The organism is Syntrophobacterales bacterium (assembly GCA_019429105.1).
In the GTDB taxonomy this organism is placed as follows: domain Bacteria; phylum Desulfobacterota; class Syntrophia; order Syntrophales; family UBA5619; genus DYTH01.
Genome location: JAHYJE010000001.1, coordinates 150,367 through 169,055, shown reverse-complemented (window position 1 = coordinate 169,055; position 18,689 = coordinate 150,367). Strand labels below are relative to the sequence as shown.

At 54.5% G+C, this 18,689-nt stretch carries 12 protein-coding genes and 1 tRNA gene; 5 read left to right on the top strand and 8 right to left on the bottom strand.

The features are described 5' to 3' along the window. The first annotated feature begins 168 nt into the window (after positions 1 to 168). A complete protein-coding gene (locus tag K0B01_00705) occupies positions 169 to 1,047 on the top strand; it encodes a hypothetical protein (GenBank protein MBW6484661.1) in 879 nt (292 codons plus the stop codon). Positions 1,048 to 1,156: 109 nt separating this feature from the next. On the opposite strand, the gene K0B01_00700 is transcribed toward K0B01_00705, so the two are convergent. Together K0B01_00700 and K0B01_00695 are read right to left on the bottom strand one after the other, a co-directional pair. After that, positions 1,157 to 1,254 (bottom strand) — tRNA-Sec (locus K0B01_00700). Positions 1,255 to 1,291: 37 nt separating this feature from the next. Then, a complete protein-coding gene (locus K0B01_00695; GenBank protein ID MBW6484660.1) occupies positions 1,292 to 2,536 on the bottom strand; it encodes a molybdopterin molybdotransferase MoeA in 1,245 nt (414 codons plus the stop codon). Between the two features lie 170 nt (positions 2,537 to 2,706). Between K0B01_00695 and mfd the strand changes: the two genes are divergently transcribed. From mfd to uvrA, 3 genes are read left to right on the top strand one after another with little or no spacing between them, the layout of a single operon-like run. Then, positions 2,707 to 6,261: a transcription-repair coupling factor gene (mfd, locus tag K0B01_00690; GenBank protein MBW6484659.1), complete on the top strand. Its 3,555-nt coding sequence runs from the start codon at positions 2,707 to 2,709 to the stop codon at positions 6,259 to 6,261. 14 nt (positions 6,262 to 6,275) lie between these two features. Beyond that, a complete protein-coding gene (locus K0B01_00685) occupies positions 6,276 to 7,280 on the top strand; it encodes a SurA N-terminal domain-containing protein (GenBank protein MBW6484658.1) in 1,005 nt (334 codons plus the stop codon). Beyond that, positions 7,280 to 10,087: an excinuclease ABC subunit UvrA gene (gene uvrA / locus K0B01_00680; protein ID MBW6484657.1), complete on the top strand. Its 2,808-nt coding sequence runs from the start codon at positions 7,280 to 7,282 to the stop codon at positions 10,085 to 10,087. Before K0B01_00685 ends, uvrA begins: the two co-directional genes overlap by 1 nt. 29 nt (positions 10,088 to 10,116) lie before the next feature. Here uvrA and K0B01_00675 read toward each other — a convergent pair whose 3' ends face one another. From K0B01_00675 to K0B01_00650, 6 genes are all read right to left on the bottom strand, one after another. After that, complete coding sequence (locus K0B01_00675; protein ID MBW6484656.1) at positions 10,117 to 10,866, bottom strand: ABC transporter ATP-binding protein; 750 nt, start codon at positions 10,864 to 10,866, stop codon at positions 10,117 to 10,119. 2 nt (positions 10,867 to 10,868) lie between these two features. After that, positions 10,869 to 11,639 (bottom strand): ABC transporter ATP-binding protein, encoded by a 771-nt coding sequence (locus tag K0B01_00670; GenBank protein ID MBW6484655.1) that lies wholly within the window; start codon positions 11,637 to 11,639, stop codon positions 10,869 to 10,871. A gap of 1 nt (position 11,640) precedes the next feature. After that, positions 11,641 to 13,449 carry a long-chain fatty acid--CoA ligase gene (locus tag K0B01_00665; GenBank protein ID MBW6484654.1) on the bottom strand — a complete coding sequence of 603 codons (1,809 nt, stop codon included), beginning with the start codon at positions 13,447 to 13,449 and terminating at the stop codon, positions 11,641 to 11,643. Continuing rightward, positions 13,433 to 14,473 (bottom strand): hypothetical protein, encoded by a 1,041-nt coding sequence (locus K0B01_00660; GenBank protein MBW6484653.1) that lies wholly within the window; start codon positions 14,471 to 14,473, stop codon positions 13,433 to 13,435. Before K0B01_00660 ends, K0B01_00665 begins: the two co-directional genes overlap by 17 nt. 2 nt (positions 14,474 to 14,475) lie before the next feature. Beyond that, positions 14,476 to 15,339, bottom strand: a complete 864-nt coding sequence (locus K0B01_00655; GenBank protein MBW6484652.1) for a branched-chain amino acid ABC transporter permease — start codon at positions 15,337 to 15,339, stop codon at positions 14,476 to 14,478. An 87-nt stretch (positions 15,340 to 15,426) separates the two neighbouring features. Next, entirely contained in the window at positions 15,427 to 16,725 is a 1,299-nt protein-coding gene (locus tag K0B01_00650) for an ABC transporter substrate-binding protein (protein MBW6484651.1), read from the bottom strand. Positions 16,726 to 17,112: 387 nt separating this feature from the next. On the opposite strand from K0B01_00650, the gene K0B01_00645 reads away from it, so the two are divergent. Continuing rightward, entirely contained in the window at positions 17,113 to 18,684 is a 1,572-nt protein-coding gene (locus K0B01_00645) for a tetratricopeptide repeat protein (protein ID MBW6484650.1), read from the top strand. Positions 18,685 to 18,689 lie beyond the last annotated feature (5 nt).

Below are 18,689 nucleotides of genomic sequence, written 5' to 3'. Positions count from 1 at the left end.
ACAAGGACTACTCTGCAATGTCGGCTGTAGCCGATTATCATAGGGGCATAATGTTTCCGGGTATTCCGTATTACAACGAGGCTGATTACTCCTGCACTCTTCCCGACGACATTACGGGATACTGGGCCACCGTTGACCAGAATATTTGATTTGAAAGGAGAAAAAAAGATGAAAAAGAGCATGGCAGTTATTATGATTGGTATGGTGTGTTTGGCGGCCCTGAGTGGTTGCACGGCAACCTTGGTTGAGAATCTCGATCCGGCTTACCAGAAGGCAAAGAAGGCGGTTGAATCCGCCCCGTCCTACGTGAACACGGAGGAAGCCAAGAAACTCAAGGTCCCGGAAATGTGGAAGGACGAAGCAATGGAGAAGAAGGTGCTGTTTGAGGGATTTATGGTTCAGGCTCCAAACGGTTCGGAGAAACGCATGAGGATTGCTTATATTCCGAAAAAGTATAAGCAAGACAAGCAACCTGATATGTTCAATATTATCGTTGTGAAACCTGAAAAGAACGGTCTGGATGCCAAATGGAGCTTGATTTGGTTTGACTGGAAGGATAATCCGGAAGACTTAAAAGGCAGTGTAAGTTCTTTTGAAGGGGCAAAGATTCCCGTCGGAGATACTACAGTTGCCGGGATTGGTTTACAAAAAGCCCTTCCGTCCTTTGTCCAGAAGACTTTTATGGGGAACGAAAACGAAACTGTTTTCTGCCGGTCTATCGTGGAGCAAAAGGATATACCTTCAGGTGTCAGCAATCGCCTGGGTATGTCAATCGACAATAGCATGAACCCTGTGACGACAGTTCTGAGTGTAGCGGCGTTGGCATTGCCTATAGTCGGTGGAATAGCAGCCCCCGCAATAGCGGGCATCGGATCGGCGGCAACGGCGTTCGGCTACGGAACGGCGGCGGTGGCAGGACAGGCAGCGGCAGGTGTTGCCGGGTCATTGGATAAAGCGGGTGTGCTGGAAGGCAAATCATCCGCATCCGGTGTTCCGCATGAACTTCCTGCTTGTGTGAGTTTCATACCGAAAGAGGAATCAAAGTAGTTAGACTTATAAAAGGGGGGCTTCGGCTCCCCTTTTTTTTGTTTGTGTCACGCAATGTGTCACAATGTGTCAAAATGAAAAAAAACGAAAACTGGTGAACTTTGTAAAATGGCGGAAGTGCATGGGAATCGAACCCACCTGAGGAGGTATTAGCCCCTCACACCGGATTTGAAGTCCGGGAGGCCCACCAGCGACCTAAGCACTTCCGTTGCGGTCTATAACACACCTTTTCTCTGATGAAAAGTCAAGATTGCGGATAGCCGGGATCAGCCGCCATCTGCAGCGAATTGTCGAGGGGCTGAACCGTTGCGAACTCGCCCGCTTTGGCCTTGGCGCTTTCGGGAGGCATGATGATAAGACCATTGGCCTGGACCATCGAGGTCAGGATTCCCGAGCCCTGATCGCCGGTTGTTCTGGCCGTGTATCCGTCGGCGGTTTGCTCGATAATCGCTCGAATAAAATGGCGCTTGCCAGGTTTCTTGTTTATATCCTCGTTTAAACGCACCTGGATTGTTTTCCGAAAGAGATTTTTGTGCCCCATCATTTTAAGGATGGCGGGACGGGCGAATTGTTCGAAGGAGATCATCGAGGAGACGGGATTTCCCGGAAGGCCGATGATCGGGACATCTTCAAGGGCGCCGAAGGCAAGCGGTTTCCCCGGCTTCATCGCAACCTGCCAGAACTGCATCCGGTTTCCCTCCTGTTTCATAACATTTTTGACGAGGTCGAAATCGCCAACGGAGACGCCCCCGGAGGAGATGATCAGATCGGCCCGCATCGCGTCCCGGAATTTTTCGAGCAAATCCTCGCGCCGATCTTTGGCAATGCCCATCTGCATCGGGATCGCGCCGCATTCCAGAACAAGGGCGGCAAGCGAGTAGCTGTTCGAGCTGACTATTTTCAAGGACGGAGGTTCGTCAATATCCGCGAGCTCATCGCCTGATGAGACGATTGCGATCAGCGGTTTTTGATGCACGAGAACAAACGAGCGCCCCAGCGATGCCAGCATTCCGATATGGGCGGGAAAAAGGATTTCACCTTTTGCAATAACCTTCTCTCCGAGTTTTACATCCTCGCCGGCAAAGCGGATGTCCCTGCCTGCCTGGACGCTTACGAATATTGCAGCCCGGTCGTTTTCCTTTTTAGTGTATTCCACCGGGATCACCGCATCAGCTCCCTCGGGAATGAAGGCGCCGGTCATTATCCGTGCGGCCTGTCCCTTGCCAACCGTTTTTTGGGATGTCGAGCCGGCGGGAAGCTCCTCGATGACCTCCAGCAGGACGGGTTTTTTATCGGAAGCGCCGAAGGTGTCTGCGGAGCGCACCGCATAGCCGTCCATTGCCGAATTATCCTTCGGCGGAATGTTTCTTCCGGAATAAATATCCTCGCCGATTACCCTGCCCAGGGCGGAGAGAATGTCCGATTTTTCCATTCCCAAAACGGCAACGGAAGCCAAAATATTTTGCAGGGCATCTTCAACACTGATCATTTTTTCCCATTCCCCTTGATAATTTTGTAAAACGATATCGTAGATGCACTTTGTTTGTCAACAAAAAGCACATTTGTGCCACATTTGTTTTTGCCGCTTGAATAATAGTCTGAAATAATATAGTGGTCGCTCCAATCACATTAAAACTTGATGTTGGTTGAGTTCAAGGAATGACTTTGCGCAAAATAGTGGAAGTTAGAAAAAGGATAATTGATAACTCTCTGCGGGAGTTGATCGAGAGATTGGCTCGCAGGGAGGACAAACTCATTGTGCAAGGTCTGGATGGAGCGGCGCGCGCCTTTGTGACGGCGATGCTCTTCCGGCATCTCGGCTGCCCGATTACGGTAATCCGGCCTGACCGGAAGGAGGCGGAAAAATGCCTCCGGGATTTGACATTTTTCCTGGGAGAAGAGCAGGCGCTGATGCTGCCGCCGTGGGAGCTGGTGACAACGGATATGTTTGCCTTCCAGCGCGAAACGGAACTTGCCCGGATGGAGGCATTGCAACGCTATGCCTATGGCGTCCCGGCAGTTGTTGTCATGCCTGTTTCCGCCTTGATGCAAAAGACCGTTCCGCGCGACATTCTGGAAGGCTATGTAGAAACGATCTCGATCGGCGATTTGCGCGGGCGCGATGAGCTCACGGCGAAGCTGAGCGAAGGCGGATATGTGCGCGAGTCGCTGGTGGAAGGAAAGGGAGAGTTCAGCGTTCGCGGAGATATTTTGGATATCTTTCCTCCCCATGCGGCTCACCCCCTGCGCCTGGAGTTTTTCGGCGACGAGATAGAATCAATTCGTCTGTTTGACGAAGCAACGCAGCGTTCCATTGAGGAAATTGCCGACTTTACGCTTTTTCCCGCCGCGGAGCTGATTATCACGAAGGGAAGGCGCGAGCGCGCCGTCCGCGCTATCCGTCGGCGTTCGAATGAGCTGGGGCTTCCCCGGACTACGAAGGAGAAGCTGGCCGAGATTATTGCAACCGGCCTCGGTGTTTCTACAAATCCTCTATTTTATTCACTTTTCTATAACGAATCCGGGGATGAAGGGCCTGGCGACGAGGGGATGGGAACGCTCTTCGACTACCTGCCCCCCGGGGGAATCCTTATGCTTGACGACCCCCTTGCCGACTCTCTGCTGCAAGAAAAGATCGAAAACGATCTCGACGGGTTTTTCCTGAAGGCGCGCGAGCAGGGGCGGTTCTATCTGGAAAAGGAGGCGGCATATCTGTCAGCGGTGGATGTCTCCGGCAGAAGGCTGGCGCTGACGCAGCTCTATTTTACCGGCCTTGCGCTGGGCGCCGAAGCTGAAGGCAATTTCCCGATCCTGTTTCACCTCGAGGAAGATATCTCTGCGGGCAGGCCGGAAGCGCAAAGGGCTGCTGAGGATGAAGGCGTTCTTTTCCCGCTTGCGCAGAAGATGCGCGGGTGGCTGGACGAGGGGAACGCCGTTGCCTTTATCTGCAGCGGGCAGGAGGGCGTTGAGCGGACAGCGCAGTTGCTCGGTAGATACGACGTTCCTACCCGAAAGACTAAAGGTCGATTCATTGAGTCGATTGAGGCGGCGGGCCCGGCGGGGGTTGTGACCATCCTGGAGGGGAGGATCAGTGGCGGATTTCACCTTCCCGGGATGAAACTGATTGTGCTTTCCGAGGAAGAGATATTCGGAAAAAAGGCATTAAGGCGCCCCGCCCGGCGGGTAAGGGAGGGATATTTTCTCAAATCGTTCGGGGAACTCTCCGAAGGGGATTTTGTCGTTCATACCGAACACGGCATCGGTCGCTACCAGGGCTTGCAGAAACTGGCCGCGGGCGGCGTGGAAAACGATTTTCTTTTGATCGAATATCAGGGAAACGATCGGCTCTACATCCCGGTTGACCGGATAGATCAGCTCCAGCGCTATATCGGCGCCGAAGGGTTCGTGCCCAAGGTCGATAAACTGGGCGGGATATCCTGGGAGACGATGAAGGAAAAGGTTCGGGAGTCGGTTCGCGAGATGGCAGAGGAGCTTGTGGCCATTTACGCCGCCCGCGAGACGATGGAAAGGGAACCTTTTGCCCCGCCGGATCGCCTCTATGAGGAGTTTTGCGCTGCATTTGAATTTGATGAAACCCCGGACCAGGCAAAGGCGATCGAAGATATCCATCTTGACATGAATGGCGCAAAACCGATGGATCGTTTGATCTGCGGCGACGCCGGGTTCGGAAAAACGGAAGTGGCGATGCGGGCTTCGTTTCGGGCGGCGCTGAACGGCAAACAGGTGGCGATGCTTGTGCCGACGACCATCCTTGCCGAGCAGCATTATCAGACCTTTTCCGGGCGGATGAAAAATTATCCGCTGCGCGTGGAGGTCCTTAACCGCTTCCGGAGCAAGGCGGAACAGAAGGAGATCAGCGAAGGTCTGGCCAAGGGGACGGTGGACATCGTAATCGGCACCCACCGCCTTTTGCAGAAGGATGTCAATTTTCGGGATCTGGGACTGGTAATTGTCGATGAGGAGCAGCGGTTCGGGGTCGCCGACAAGGAGAAGCTCAAAAAGCTCCGCAAGCTGGTGGATGTCGTTACCCTCTCGGCCACCCCGATTCCGCGGACGCTGCATCTGTCGCTCGTGGGAATCCGGGATCTTTCGATCATGAACACGCCGCCGGAGAGCCGTCTGCCTGTCAAGACTTATGTAATAGAATTCAATGAGGAAATAATTACAGATGCGATCCGCGGGGAGCTTGCCCGCGGCGGCCGGGTCTTTTTTCTCCACGATCGGGTCCGCTCCATCTTTACGATGGCCCGCCTCATCCAGAAGCTTGTTCCCGAGGCAAATATCGGGATTGTCCACGGGCAGATGAAGCCCTCGGCTATCGAGGGCGCGATGAAGCGGTTCATCCGCGGGGAAGACAATGTCCTGGTCTGCACGACGATCATCGGGGCCGGCCTGGATATCCCGTCGGCGAACACGATTATCATCAACCGGGCCGATCGTTTCGGGCTTTCCCAGCTCTACCAGATAAGGGGGCGGGTCGGCCGTTCGAAGGAAGAGGCTTTCGCCTGGCTGCTCGTTCCCCAGGGGGCGATGCTCTCCCGCGACGCCCAGAAGCGGTTGCAGGTCATCATGGACTTTACCGAAGCAGGTTCCGGTTACCGGATTGCCTCCAATGACCTCGAAATCAGGGGGGCGGGAAATATGCTGGGAACGTCTCAGTCCGGGCACGTATCCGCCGTCGGCTACGAGCTTTACACCGAGATGATGGAAGATGCGATTCGGGAGATTAAGGGGGCGCCGGCGCCGGAGGAGGAGCTCCGGCCGGAAATAAATTTGGGCATTCCCGCTTTCATTCCCGAGACCTATATGGCTGACGAACACCAGCGGCTTGTCTGGTACAAGAAGATTTCGCTCGCTTTGACGGAAGAAGAATTGTATGCAATCCGTCAGGAATTGCGCGATTGTTACGGGAATGTCCCGGCCGAGGTTGACAACCTCATGGGGGTGATTGAAATCCGCAACCTTCTCAAGACGGTAAGGGGAAGGAAAATGGGCTACGATGGCAAGGACATGTCTTTGTTATTGCAGGACAATAGTCCGATTGAGCCAGCCCTGATCATGAAGCTGTACCGCGGCAAGCGTCGGGGGGTGCACCTTACCCCCGACAACAAGTTGACGATCTCCATGCCGGGGATTGCAGGGTCCGAGATATTGTCCCGGGCGCGGGAGTTGATAGGGGAATTGAGGGGATAAGGAGGATAAGAACGGTGCAAGCGAAGATTAATGTTTATGAAACAGGTAAGCTGAAGCGTTGCTTTTGTGATATTTTAATGGTGGTAGTTGTTGTTTTCATCGGCGCGGCGGCGGAAGCCGGGGTAGCCGATAGGATTGTGGCCGTCGTGAATGATGAGGTAATTACCCTTTCTGATTTGAACAGGGCCTTTGAGCCGTTTATGGCGAGGTTTGAAGCCGGCTATCGCGGCAATGAGCGGGATAAAGCTCTGGACGAAGCAAAAAGAAGCATCCTCAACAGTATGATCGATAATATGCTGATGGAGCAGGAGGCCAAAAAGACGGGGATCTCCGTTCCGGAGGGGGAGATCGATGCGGCAATCGCCGATATCAAGAAACAGCGTAATTTATCGGAAGATCAGTTCCGAAAGCTTCTGGAACAGGAAAAGCTAACGCCGGAGACGTACAGAAAGGATGTCCGACGGCAAATGATGAGAATGCAGCTTATCGGACGGGACATCAGGTCAAAGGTTGTGGCGACGGAAGGGGAAATCGGCGATTACTACCGCCAGCATCGCGAAGAATACGATGGCAAGGAATCCGTTCGGGTCCGGCAGATACTCCTTTTCATCCCCAAGGAAGCGAGCCCCGAGGCTAAGGCTAAAATTCGCGCTGATCTTGAAGCCATCCGCCAGCGACTGCTCAAGGGAGAATCTTTCGAGGAGTTGTGCGCAAAGTTTTCCCAGGGGCCGGGCGCCGAAGAGGGGGGCGACATCGGCTATATAGAAAAAGGCGCGATTCTTCCCGAGATAGAGTCGGTTGCGTTTGCTCTGCCGCTGAACAAAATCAGCGACGTCATAGAGTCACCCGCTGGTTTTCACATCATCCAGATAACGGATCGCCGGGGGGCAGGCGCCAAAACCATAGAGCTTGTTCGTGAGGAAATCAAGGCGAAGTTGGAAAAGGAGAAAATGGAAAAAAGGTTCGAGGAGTGGCTGAAGGAGTTGCGGGAAAAATATAATGTCGAGATCAGGCTGTAATGAATTTTATCAAGGTACGGGGCGCATCCCAGCACAATCTGAAACACATAAATATTGACATTCCCAGGGATTGCTTAGTTGTGATCACCGGGGTTAGCGGTTCCGGAAAATCATCCCTGGCGTTCGACACCATTTATGCCGAGGGTCAGCGGCGCTACGTGGAGTCCCTTTCCACCTACGCCCGGCAGTTCATCGGTCAGATGGACAAACCGGATGTGGAGTCCATCGAGGGGCTTTCCCCCGCCATTGCGATCGAGCAGCGGATGACCTCCCACAATCCCCGCTCCACCGTGGGGACGGTGACGGAGATTTACGATTATTTGAGGCTGCTTTTTGCCAGGGCGGGCATTCCCCACTGCCCGAAATGCGGTCGGGAGATCAAGGCCCAGACGATCGACGCCATGCTGGAGACGGTTCTTGCCTATCCGGCAAACGCCCGGGTGACGATCTCGGCACCCCTTGTCCGCGGCCGCAAGGGTGAATTTCAAAAGGAGTTCAAAAAGCTGCTGAAGGACGGTTACACCCGTGTCCGCGTCAATGGCGAGCTCAAGGAACTTTCCGAAGATATTGTCCTCGACAAGAACCGCAAGCAAGAGATTGACGTTATCATCGATCGCCTTGTCATCAAGGAGGGAATCAGAGGGAGGCTTCGCGAATCGCTGGAAGCCGCGGCCGGTCTTTCCGACGGACTGGTGCGCATCGGTCTCGCGGGCGGGAAGGATGTCCTCTTCAGCGAACGCTATGCCTGTCCTGATTGCAGCGTCAGCATGCCGGAGCTCTCCCCGCGGATGTTTTCGTTCAACACCCCCTATGGGGCGTGTCCCGATTGCAGCGGGTTGGGAACCCGGATGTATTTTGATGAAGAGCTTGTCGTTCCTGATCGCAGTCTTTCGATTCGCGAGGGGGCGATCGTTCCCTGGTCGGGGCGTCACTATCTCCATTATTTTAACATGATCGATGCGCTTTCCAGCCATTTTGGCTTCGATATCAACACGCCCTTTCAGGATCTGCCGGAGAAAATCACGGCGGTGCTGCTCTATGGTTCCGGGGAGGAGAATATTCGCTTCTACGCCGATCGTAGCGGCCGACGTTTTTTTCACACCCGTCCGTTCGAGGGGATACTCAATGAGCTCGACCGCAGGTACAAGGAGACCACGTCGCTGCATGTGCGGATGGATCTGTCCCGCTTCATCAACCTCCGGGAGTGTCCGACCTGCCACGGCGCCCGCCTGAAACCGGAGAGCCTGGCGGTAACCGTCGGCGGAAAAAATATCCACGAGCTGTGCTGCCTTTCCCTTCGCGAATGCCGGGAGTTTGTGGCGGCGATTTCGTTTTCTCTGCAGGAGTTCCAGATCACCGAGCGGGTGATGAAGGAGATCAAGACGCGACTGGGCTTCCTGCTCGATGTCGGGATGGATTACCTGACCCTGGAGCGGGCGGCGGGCAGCCTCTCCGGGGGGGAGGGACAGAGAATCCGCCTGGCCACCCAGATCGGTTCGGGGCTGGTCGGGGTTCTCTACGTCCTGGATGAGCCGACCGTCGGTTTGCACCAGCGGGACAATATCCGCCTGATTGCAACCTTGAAGCGGCTGCGCGATATGGGCAACACCGTCCTTGTCGTCGAGCACGACCGGGACATGATGATGGAAGCGGATCAGATTATTGACATTGGCCCGGGGGCGGGAATGTTCGGGGGCGAGGTTATCTTTCAGGGGACGGCGGAGGAGATCTGCCGTTCGGAAAATTCGCTGACCGGACAGTACCTTTCCGGCCGGAAGTCGATCCCTGTTCCTCATAAAAGAAGGCCGCTTCCGGAACGTTTTATTGTTTTGGAGGGGGCTAATGAGCATAATCTGCAAAATATTGACATAAGAATCCCGGTCGGCATCTTCACCGCGGTGACCGGGGTTTCCGGCTCCGGGAAAAGCACGATGGTGATCGAAACCCTCTACAAGGCGCTGGCCCGGAGAATCAACCAGGAGCGCATGGGCGGCGGCAAGGTGCGACGCATTGCCGATTTCGGCGGCATCGAGCGGGTCATCCTGATGAACCAGCAGCCGATCGGACGGACGCCGCGTTCGAACCCTGTTACCTATACCGGCATTTTTTCCCACATCCGGGAACTTTTCACCGGTCTTCCCGAGGCGAGACTCCGCGGCTACAAGGCGGGACGCTTCAGCTTCAACGTCAAGGGCGGGCGGTGCGAGGCGTGCGAGGGGAACGGTCTGATCAAGATCGAGATGCACTTCCTGCCGGACGTGTATGTGACCTGCGACACCTGTCATGGCCGACGGTTCAATCCAGACACCCTCGAGATCCGCTACAAAGGCAAAAACATCGCCGAAATCCTGGAGATGACCGTCGAGCAGGCGCTCTCCTTTTTCGAGCATATCCTGTCGATCCGCGAGAAGCTTCAGCTTTTGTACGATGTGGGCCTGGGGTACATCCATCTCGGCCAGTCGGCGACGACCCTCTCCGGCGGCGAGGCGCAGCGGATCAAACTCTCCCGCGAACTGGGGAAACGGGCCAACAGCAACACCCTCTACATCCTCGACGAACCGACGATCGGCCTCCACTTTTCCGACATCCAGAAGCTGCTTGACGTTTTGATGCGCCTCGTGGACATGGGAAACACCGTCATCCTGATCGAGCACAACCTCGACATGGTCAAGTCAGCCGATTACATCATCGATCTTGGGCCGGAAGGCGGTCCCGGCGGCGGCCGCATCGTTGCCACGGGAACGCCGGAAGAGGTTGCAAAGGCAAAAAATTCCCATACCGGCCGGTTTTTGCGAGAGCTGCTGTAAGAAGCCCGCTCAAAGGGTTTGCCAGTTTTCTACAGCCCCAGATAACTCTTGCGCAGGACTTCGTTCTGGAGCAGCTCCTCCGCGGTTCCCTGCGCAATGATTTTCCCCGAGGAAAGCACGTAATTGCGGGTGGACATTTTGAAGACGGCGCTCACCTCCTGCTCCACCAGCAGGACAGTTATCCCCATGCGGTTGATTTCGGATATTTTTTCAAAAACCTCCTGACGGATCAGCGGCGCCAGACCGGTGGATGGTTCGTCAATGCAGAGGAGTTCCGGGTCAGACATGAAGGCCCGGCCAATAGCCAGCATCTGCTGTTCGCCGCCGGAAAGGGTTCCGGAAATCTGCGCCGCGCGTTTCTCGAGAACCGGAAAGAGATCATAAACTTTTTGCAGGATATCATGAATTTTTTTCTTGTCTTTCTGGAGATACGAGCCCGCTTTTAAATTTTCGAGCACGCTCATTTCCCGAAAGGGACGTCTCCTTTCGGGGCACAGAACAAGCCCCCGCTGAACTATGGCGTAGGCGGGAATTTGATCGATGTATTCGCTTTTGAAAGCGATTGTCCCTTCTATGGAGATGTCTCCCTCGGTCGAACGGCGCTTGATCTCCCTTTCCCAGGCAACCAGACCGCTGATCGCCCGAAGCGTCGTGGATTTCCCTGCGCCGTTGGGCCCGACCAAGGCAACCAGTTCCCCTTTTTCCACAAAAAGGCTGACATCATTTACCAAAACGGCCTTGTCGTACCGCACGCTTAAATGGGAGACTTCGAGGAGCATGGCTATTGTCCTCCCCCTTTCCCCAGATAGGCCTCGATTACCAGCGGATTATTCACCACCTCGTCCGGGGTTCCCTCGGCAAGAATCTGGCCGAAGTTAAGGACAATGATTCGATCCACTATCTTCATAAGCTGCTGTAATTTATGCTCCACGATGATCATCGCTGGTCCCTCGCTGTGCAGACGTCCAAAGCGTCCGCCCTTGTGGAGCCGGTGGATGGATTTTGCCATCAACTCCGTCTCTGCCGGGCTGAGTCCGCCGAATGGTTCATCCAGGAGCAGCAATTCCGGCTCCGTCGCCACCGCCCGCGCCACTTCCAGCCTCTTCAAGTCCCCCTGCGACAGCGTGGAGGCCTTTTCCAACGCCATGTCAGAAATGCCTGCAAATTCGAGGGCGTCCATGGCCTTTGCCTCCACAACCTTCACCCACTCCCCTTTTTTCATGACCCGGGGGGAGAGGCAGGAAACCATCACATTGGCGATAATGGGAAGGCGGCGAAACGGCCTCATATTTTGAAAGGTGCCCGCTATTCCCAAGTTGACGATGTCCCAGATCTTCATGCCAATGATCTGTTTTCCCTTGAAAACAACGCTTCCCGCATTAGGTTTCAATATTCCGGTGAGAAGCCGCAGCAGGGTGGTTTTACCGGCGCCGTTCGGACCGATGAGGCCGATGATTTCCTTTTGCTCCATCCGCAGCCTGATGTCGTTGACCGCATGCAGACCGCCGAAACTCTTCGTTAATCCTTCTACCTCCAGAAGCGGCACGGTCATCTCAGCACTCCTCGTTTTCCTCTCGCAACTCCCGCCGCGAGACCTTGCCGACATCGGTTTTCGGCAACTCGCCCCGGAACTCGACGATCTTCGGCACCTTGTAATGGGCCAGCCGCTCACGACAAAAATCTACGATCTCCTCCTCCGAAATCTTGCCCCGGGCCTCGCTTTCGAGAACCACATAGGCCTTGATCAGGTTTCCGAACGCGGGATCAGGAACGCCGACCACTCCCGCGGCCTTTATCCGGGGATGTTGATAGAGGACTTCCTCCACATGCCGGGCGAAGACGGAATACCCTTTATATTTTATCAGATCCCGCTTGCGGTCGAAGAAATGAAAATATCCCTCTGCATCCATGCTGACCAGATCCCCGGTGCGCAGCCAGGCGACCCCGTCCATTTCGAACATGATCTCCTGCGTGCTCTCCGGTCTTTTCCAATAACCCTGCATGATGTTGGGCCCGGATAAAATCATCTCGCCGACTTCGCCGACGGGGAGAAATTCAGTTCCCTCCGGAGCGATGATTGCCGCCCCGACATTCGGCAGGGGCACCCCGAACGAGCCCTTCTTGTAGCGGTTCATCGGCGAACTGTGGCTGGCGGAAGTGGTTTCCGTCATTCCGTACCCCTCGAGGATCTGCGATCCGGTCCTTTTTTCCCAGCCGTCGATCGTTGATTCGTGCAGCGTATCGGCCCCGCAGACAATCAGTTTCAGGCGTTTCCAGTTAACCCGGTTGGTTTTTTCATACTCCTTCAGATATTCAAACAGGGTGGGCACCCCGTAGAATGCGGAGGCCTGATAACGTTCCATTGCCGAGAGGATTTCATCGATATCGGGGGTGGTGAAGAGCACAAGGGTTGCCCCGGAGGCCAGTCCCGCAATCATTACAACCACCTGCCCGTATATGTGGAACAGCGGCAAAAAGGCCATGATCACCTCTTTTCCCTCTTCAAAGATCGGCCAGAAGGCCCGGGTCTGTGCCTGCAGCGCGACGATGTTCCGGTGAGTCAGCATGGCCGCCTTCGGAAGGCCGGTGGTGCCCCCCGTGTAGGGCAGTGCGGCAAGGTCCTTCCAGGGGTCAATCGCGACGGCCGGCGGCTCGGGGGGATATTTTTTCAACAGGTCCTGAAAGGATTTAATGCCCCTTTTTTTGAGCGTTTCTATTGAAAGGCCGGATTTACCGGAAGCGTTCCGGTTGCCGCCGGCGAAGATTTTTTTCAAGGCGGGAAGATACTCGTTAATGCTGGTCAAAATAACCCGTTCCGCACTGAAGCCTGCCTTGTCAACGTTTTCGAAGAGGATATCCTGGCAGATGACGATTTTCGCCTCGCTGTCCTCGAGCTGGTGTTTCACCTCGATGCTCGTATAGACCGGGCTGATCGGCGTTACCTTGGCGCCCAGCCTCAGCGAGGCGAAATAGGAAATGACGTATTGAGGGCTGTTCAAAAGATGCAGGGCCACGGTGTCTCCCTTGCGGATCCCCAGATCAGCCAGGGCGGTGGCCATCCGGTCCACCCGTTCCTTGAGCTCGCGGTAGTTTATCCTTTTACCGTAAAAGATCAAAGCCGGGCGGTTTCCGTATTTTTCAACGATCTCATCGAAGAGACCCGGTACGGAGATCTCGGGAATGTCAATTTGGGCAGGAACTTCTTCCGGATAGCTCTTCAACCACGGTTTGGAAAGATATGCCTCTTTATGGTTCATAATTGCATCCTTTGATTTGTTGATGGGGTTAGAGTAGCTGCTGACGAAGACGGGCGTTCCTTTCTCGCAGCGCCTTCCCCAGCGCCGGTCAATCCAGCGAAGCATCGCAAATTCGGCATGTTTTCCGGGTGGCGATGCTTTTCACCTTGCAGCGGGGGCACTCCTTTTCGATCTTGTCCCTTATCCAGGGCGCCAGACCCTCCGGCATGTACAGCAGGATCACCAGAACGATGACGGCAAAAATGAGCGTCCGGTATTCGGGCCAGAAACGGACGAACTCCAGAAGTGGAAAAAGGATAAACACCGCCGCCACGGGGCCGTAAATGGTTGCAATGCCGCCGAAAACACCCCAGATCACCACCGTGAAGGACATGGAAACCTCGAGCGTGGAAGGCCCGGCTATTCTCATGTAATGCGCGTAGAGACCGCCGGCCAGACCGGCAAAAAAGCCGCTCAGGCAGAAGGCCAGCAGCTTGTAGCGGGTGGTGTTGATCCCCGAAGCCTTGACTGCCAGTTCATCCTCGCGGATGGCATGAAAAATGATGCCGGTATTGGAATCGGTAATTTTCCACATGATAAAGCACAGGGCAAGCATCAGGACAACATGGATATAGTAATTGCCGACAAGGGAATTGGTGAGGCGCTTCAGACCGGAGATTCCCAATTCGCCGCCGGTTAAATCGGGCAGTGCAAAAACGATGCCCATCAGGATTATGGGAAACGCAAGCGTGGTCAGGGCCAGGTAGGTTTTCTTCAACCGCAGGCAGGGTATCCCGACCAGAAGCCCCGCCAGAACCGCGGCCGCGGCACCCAAGGGTACGCATCCCCAGGGGGGGATATGGAGGCGAATATTCAGGAGCGCCGAGGTGTAGGCGCCGACGCCGAAGAAAAGGGCATGGCCAAAGTTCATCTGACCGGTAAACCCGGACAGCAAATCCCAGCTTGCCGCCAGAATGGCAAAGATGCTGGTCAGGATGATCACCCGGATCAGATAGGGGTTCTGGCTTACAAGGGGAATTCCCAGGAGCGTCAAGAAAAAAAGGGCGACAATGATCCGGCTGGGAAGCACCAATACCTCTTCATGGATGAGCGTATAAAACCTTTTCAGATACAAGCCGACGGTCAACATGCCTACCTTTCTTCCTCAAAAGAAACGCCGAACAGTCCTTCCGGCCGCAGCAGCAGCACCAGGATCATGATAATCAAGGCGACCGACCCTTTCAGAAACGCGCCTTTGGGGATCAGGAAGACCACCAGGGCCTCGGTAAACCCGAGAATATACGAGGCGATAAAGCTTCCCTTGATGCTGCCCAATCCTCCCAGGACGACCACTGCCATCATCATGATCAGGGGTTCCATCCACATGTAGGGGCTAAGCACCATCAGGGGGGCGATGACCGCTCCGGTAAAGCCGGCAAGCGCAACCGAAATGCCCATCGTGATCATGGCAAGCAGGCTGTCGTTCATCCCCATCAGATTGGCGACCTCCCGGTCCTCGGCAATGGAACGGATTGCGAGACCAAGCCGGGTCTTCATCAAAAGCAGCCAGAGAATAAACATCAGCAGCAAAGCCACGACGAAACTCAGCACCTGCTGGTTGAAGACTTTGACCCCGAACAGGGAAAAGTAGCCCTTAACGAGGGGCGATACGGTAAGATAATCCCCTGTGAAGATCAGCATCATCGCCTCCTGAAAGATCATTGCCAGGGCGATGGTGGCGATCAGCACCGCGGCTTCGTGCTCGCGGATTTTGTCTATCAGGAATGTGTAAACCAGCAAGCCCAGCAGGGTGACGGCACAAACGGAAATCAGCATGCCCGGCACGGGGCTGAGGCCGAGGCGGACGCACAAAAAATAGATGCCGTAACCGGCGATCATGTAAAAGGCCGTGTGGGCGATGTTGACGATGCGGGCAACGCCGAAGATCAGAGAAAAGCCTATAGAGAGCAAAGCCAGCATGCTGCCAGTGATAAGACCGGTGATGATAATATTCATAAGACCTCGCAGCGCCTTTGAAAAAGGGTTAGAGGACAGACCTCCCCGCCCCTGCGGAGGGGCGGGACAGGCCGGAAGACAGTGTTATTATTTCATCCAGGGAGGTATTTTGTAAGGAACGATTCCCTTATAGGTGATCTCGGGCGCACCGGGGGCGGCAACCCATTTATTGGGCCATACCCCGACGAGTTTGCCGTCCTGCCATTGAACGCCCAAGCTGGTCAGATACCCGGGACCCCAGGTGAGATCATGGGTGGGGCGGCCCTGGGCGTCTTTTTCGTATTTCACCTTGCCGCTGGGGACAAGGTATTCCCGGTTTTCCAGGTGGGCGACGATCTTGTCGGCATCGAGGCTTCCTACGGCCTCAATGGAGGGGACAAGGCCTTGCACGATTGCCGTGTGGGTGTCTGCAGTATAAGTGGGGACTTCTCCAAAGCGCTTGTAATAGGCCTCAACGAAGGGCGCCGTCAGATTGTTGTATTCCACCCCCCGGACGTAGGTGTTGGTTGTAAAAACATAATTTCCCATGCCTTTGGTGGCCTCCCAGAAGCCATCCTTCTGGGCCTCAACATTTATTCCCACTTGAACTGCCGGTATTTTTAATTCCCCGGCCTGGCGGGCAAACGGAATCCCGACGGAGGAGGAAAAGATTGTAAAGATTAAATTGGCGCCGCTTTTCTGAATGGCGGCGAGCTCCGCGGTGACGTCCGTGGCAACCGCCGAGGGGCGCCATATCCCAACGACGTCCATGCCCATTTTGGGGATGACGCTTTGGGCCGCCGCAATCATCGGATCAACCCATACCGCCTTTTCGGCGACGATTGCCACTTTCACCTTCGGCAATTGCAGCTCCTTTTTCAGGATCGCTCCGACATATCCCATATGGGCAAAGCTGGTTCTGACCAGATACGAGGAGTTGAAGGGGGTTACGCGGAAAAAGTATTTGTAGCGGTTATAGTCTTTTGCAACCCTTGTACAGAGCTCGGGATGGGCGGCCCCGGCGCTCATGAATATTTTTTTATAGTCCATGGCGATGTCCTGCATTGCCAGCACCGCCTCCGTCCTAAAGCCGCCGACGATAAAATCGACCTTGTCGCTGGTGATCAGCCTTTCAATGGCGTTCGTGGCATCGGTCAGGCTTAAAAATTCATTGGAATCGGCTTTTACCAATTCGATTTTCATCTTTTCCTTGCCGACCTGCACGCCTCCTTTGGCGTTGATTTCCTCAGCTCCCATTATGGCGCCGTTCCAATGCCCCTTGCCCTGAACGAAATTCATCGGCCCGATGACGCCGATTTTGATGGTGCGCGCCCCAACGGGAAATGCCAGCGTGATGACCAGAAACGCTGAGAGTACAATACTTCCTATCCAAGTAGCTCTTTTCATTGTGTTTTTCTCCTTTCCATGGTAGGTGTTTGTCTGGAAAAAGCCCCGAAAGAAACACGGTGCATAGTGGCTGTGATAGATGAAGGAAAGATAAAGCGTTTTCCGACGCATATCCGTGGCCTCTGCCGTTTGGATGAGTTGTACATAAAAGCGAAAAAGATGGTCGTTAGTTATCACTCATCATTTGCGATAGTCAAGCTTTTTTTGGGGAGCTGAAAATATTCTTGACTTTTGGTTGCGAGTTCATCATAACCGAAACGCGAATCTTGCTTTTTATGGAGAAGAGCGGCTGTAAGTCAACAACCTGAAATAATTACAAAGGGCTCAATTGTCAGCGCTAATTATTTTATCCCTGTTGCAACAAAATTCAGTCTGTGAGGGAAAATCATGAGAAAAACGGTCATTTTCTGTTTTTGCCTGCTCCTTTCATCGCTGTTTTCCTTGGCTCATGCTGAAGGAAAAGCGGCGCTTCAGCAGGGGAGCGACCAATACCAGCAGGAAAACTATGAAGAGGCGATAGAGCTTTTTACCGAGGCGCGCCGACAGGAACCGGCATCATCCCGGGCGGCTTTTTTCCTGGGGATGGCCTATAAACAGGTGCTGGACTATCAAAAAGCCGTCGGCCATTTGCGGGATGCGGCCACCCTCGCGCCGCCGGTCAAAGAGGCGCTGGTTGATCTTATCGACGCCCTCTACCAGATAGACCAACTGGCCGAGGCCAAAAAATGGGTCGGGACGGCGGAAAGCGCTGGCGTTTCCCCTCCCCGCGTGGCTTTCTTGAAAGGCCTCATCCTTGCCAAGGCGAACAACAACCAGGAAGCCATTACAGCCTTTGAAAAATCCAAGCAGCTTGAACCGATTCTTGCGCAGGCCGCAGATTTTCAGATAGGGATTATCAACATCAAGGAGAGAAAACTGGAAAAAGCCAAGGCCCGCTTTCAGGCAATCATCCTGCAGGATCCGCTGTCCGATTTGGCTGGCTTTGCCCGCCAGTACCAGGCCATGGTGGAAGAGCGACTCTATCAGGAAAGGCCTCTGCATTTGACCGTGGGCGTAATGGGCGGCTATGACACCAACATCGCTTCGAACCCTCTTGATTCTCCGGCGGCTGTAAATGTTACGGACGCGAAAGGGGAGTATCTCTCCTCGAACGTGCGTCTCGATTATACCCCAAGGCTTACGGAACCATGGCTTTTCAACGCCCAGTATTCCGCCGCTTCCACGGTATATTCCAAGTTCACCCATTCCCATGATTCGCTGGCCAACAGTTTTTCCGTCTCTCCGGGATACAATTTCGGCCGCTTCGCCTTTAATCTGAACGCGAGTTACACAAACGTCCTGTTGCGGACCGACCCGTACATGTATCTTGACCCGGAAAGGAGCAGCCCGGGCTATAAGAGATATCTGGATTACCTTTCAGTAGGACCGGCCTTCCGCTATTTTATGAATCAAGAGCATATCCTTGAAGTATTTTTCGGTTACGACAAAAAGAATTACCACCACCAGACTGTTAATCTGCCCGACGACGAACGCGACACCGTGGGCTTAAGGGAGTACGTAAGTTGGATTTGGCTCTTCAAGGAGAACTCCTTCCTCAATCTCCGTTACGACTTCGCCAGGGAACATGCCGACGGGCGGAAATGGGACAACAACGGCCATCGCCTCACGTTAAATCTCAGTTTGCCGGTCACTTCGGAAGAGCTGGGCAAACGTCTCGGCCCAATCACGCTGCAGCTTACCGGCAGCGCCTATTTTCAGCGGTACAGCTATGAAATTAATTGGCCGCCGTTGGAGACGAGGAGCGACAATGTTTATACCGCCTCCGCAGGCCTGACCTGGCGGTTTTGGAAATACGCCAGTCTGATCGCCCAATATACGAGAACGCAAAGCGACTCGAACGTCTGGATGTACGAATACAACCGCGACCAATATGCGCTTGGTTGCGAGTTCAGGTATTAACAGCA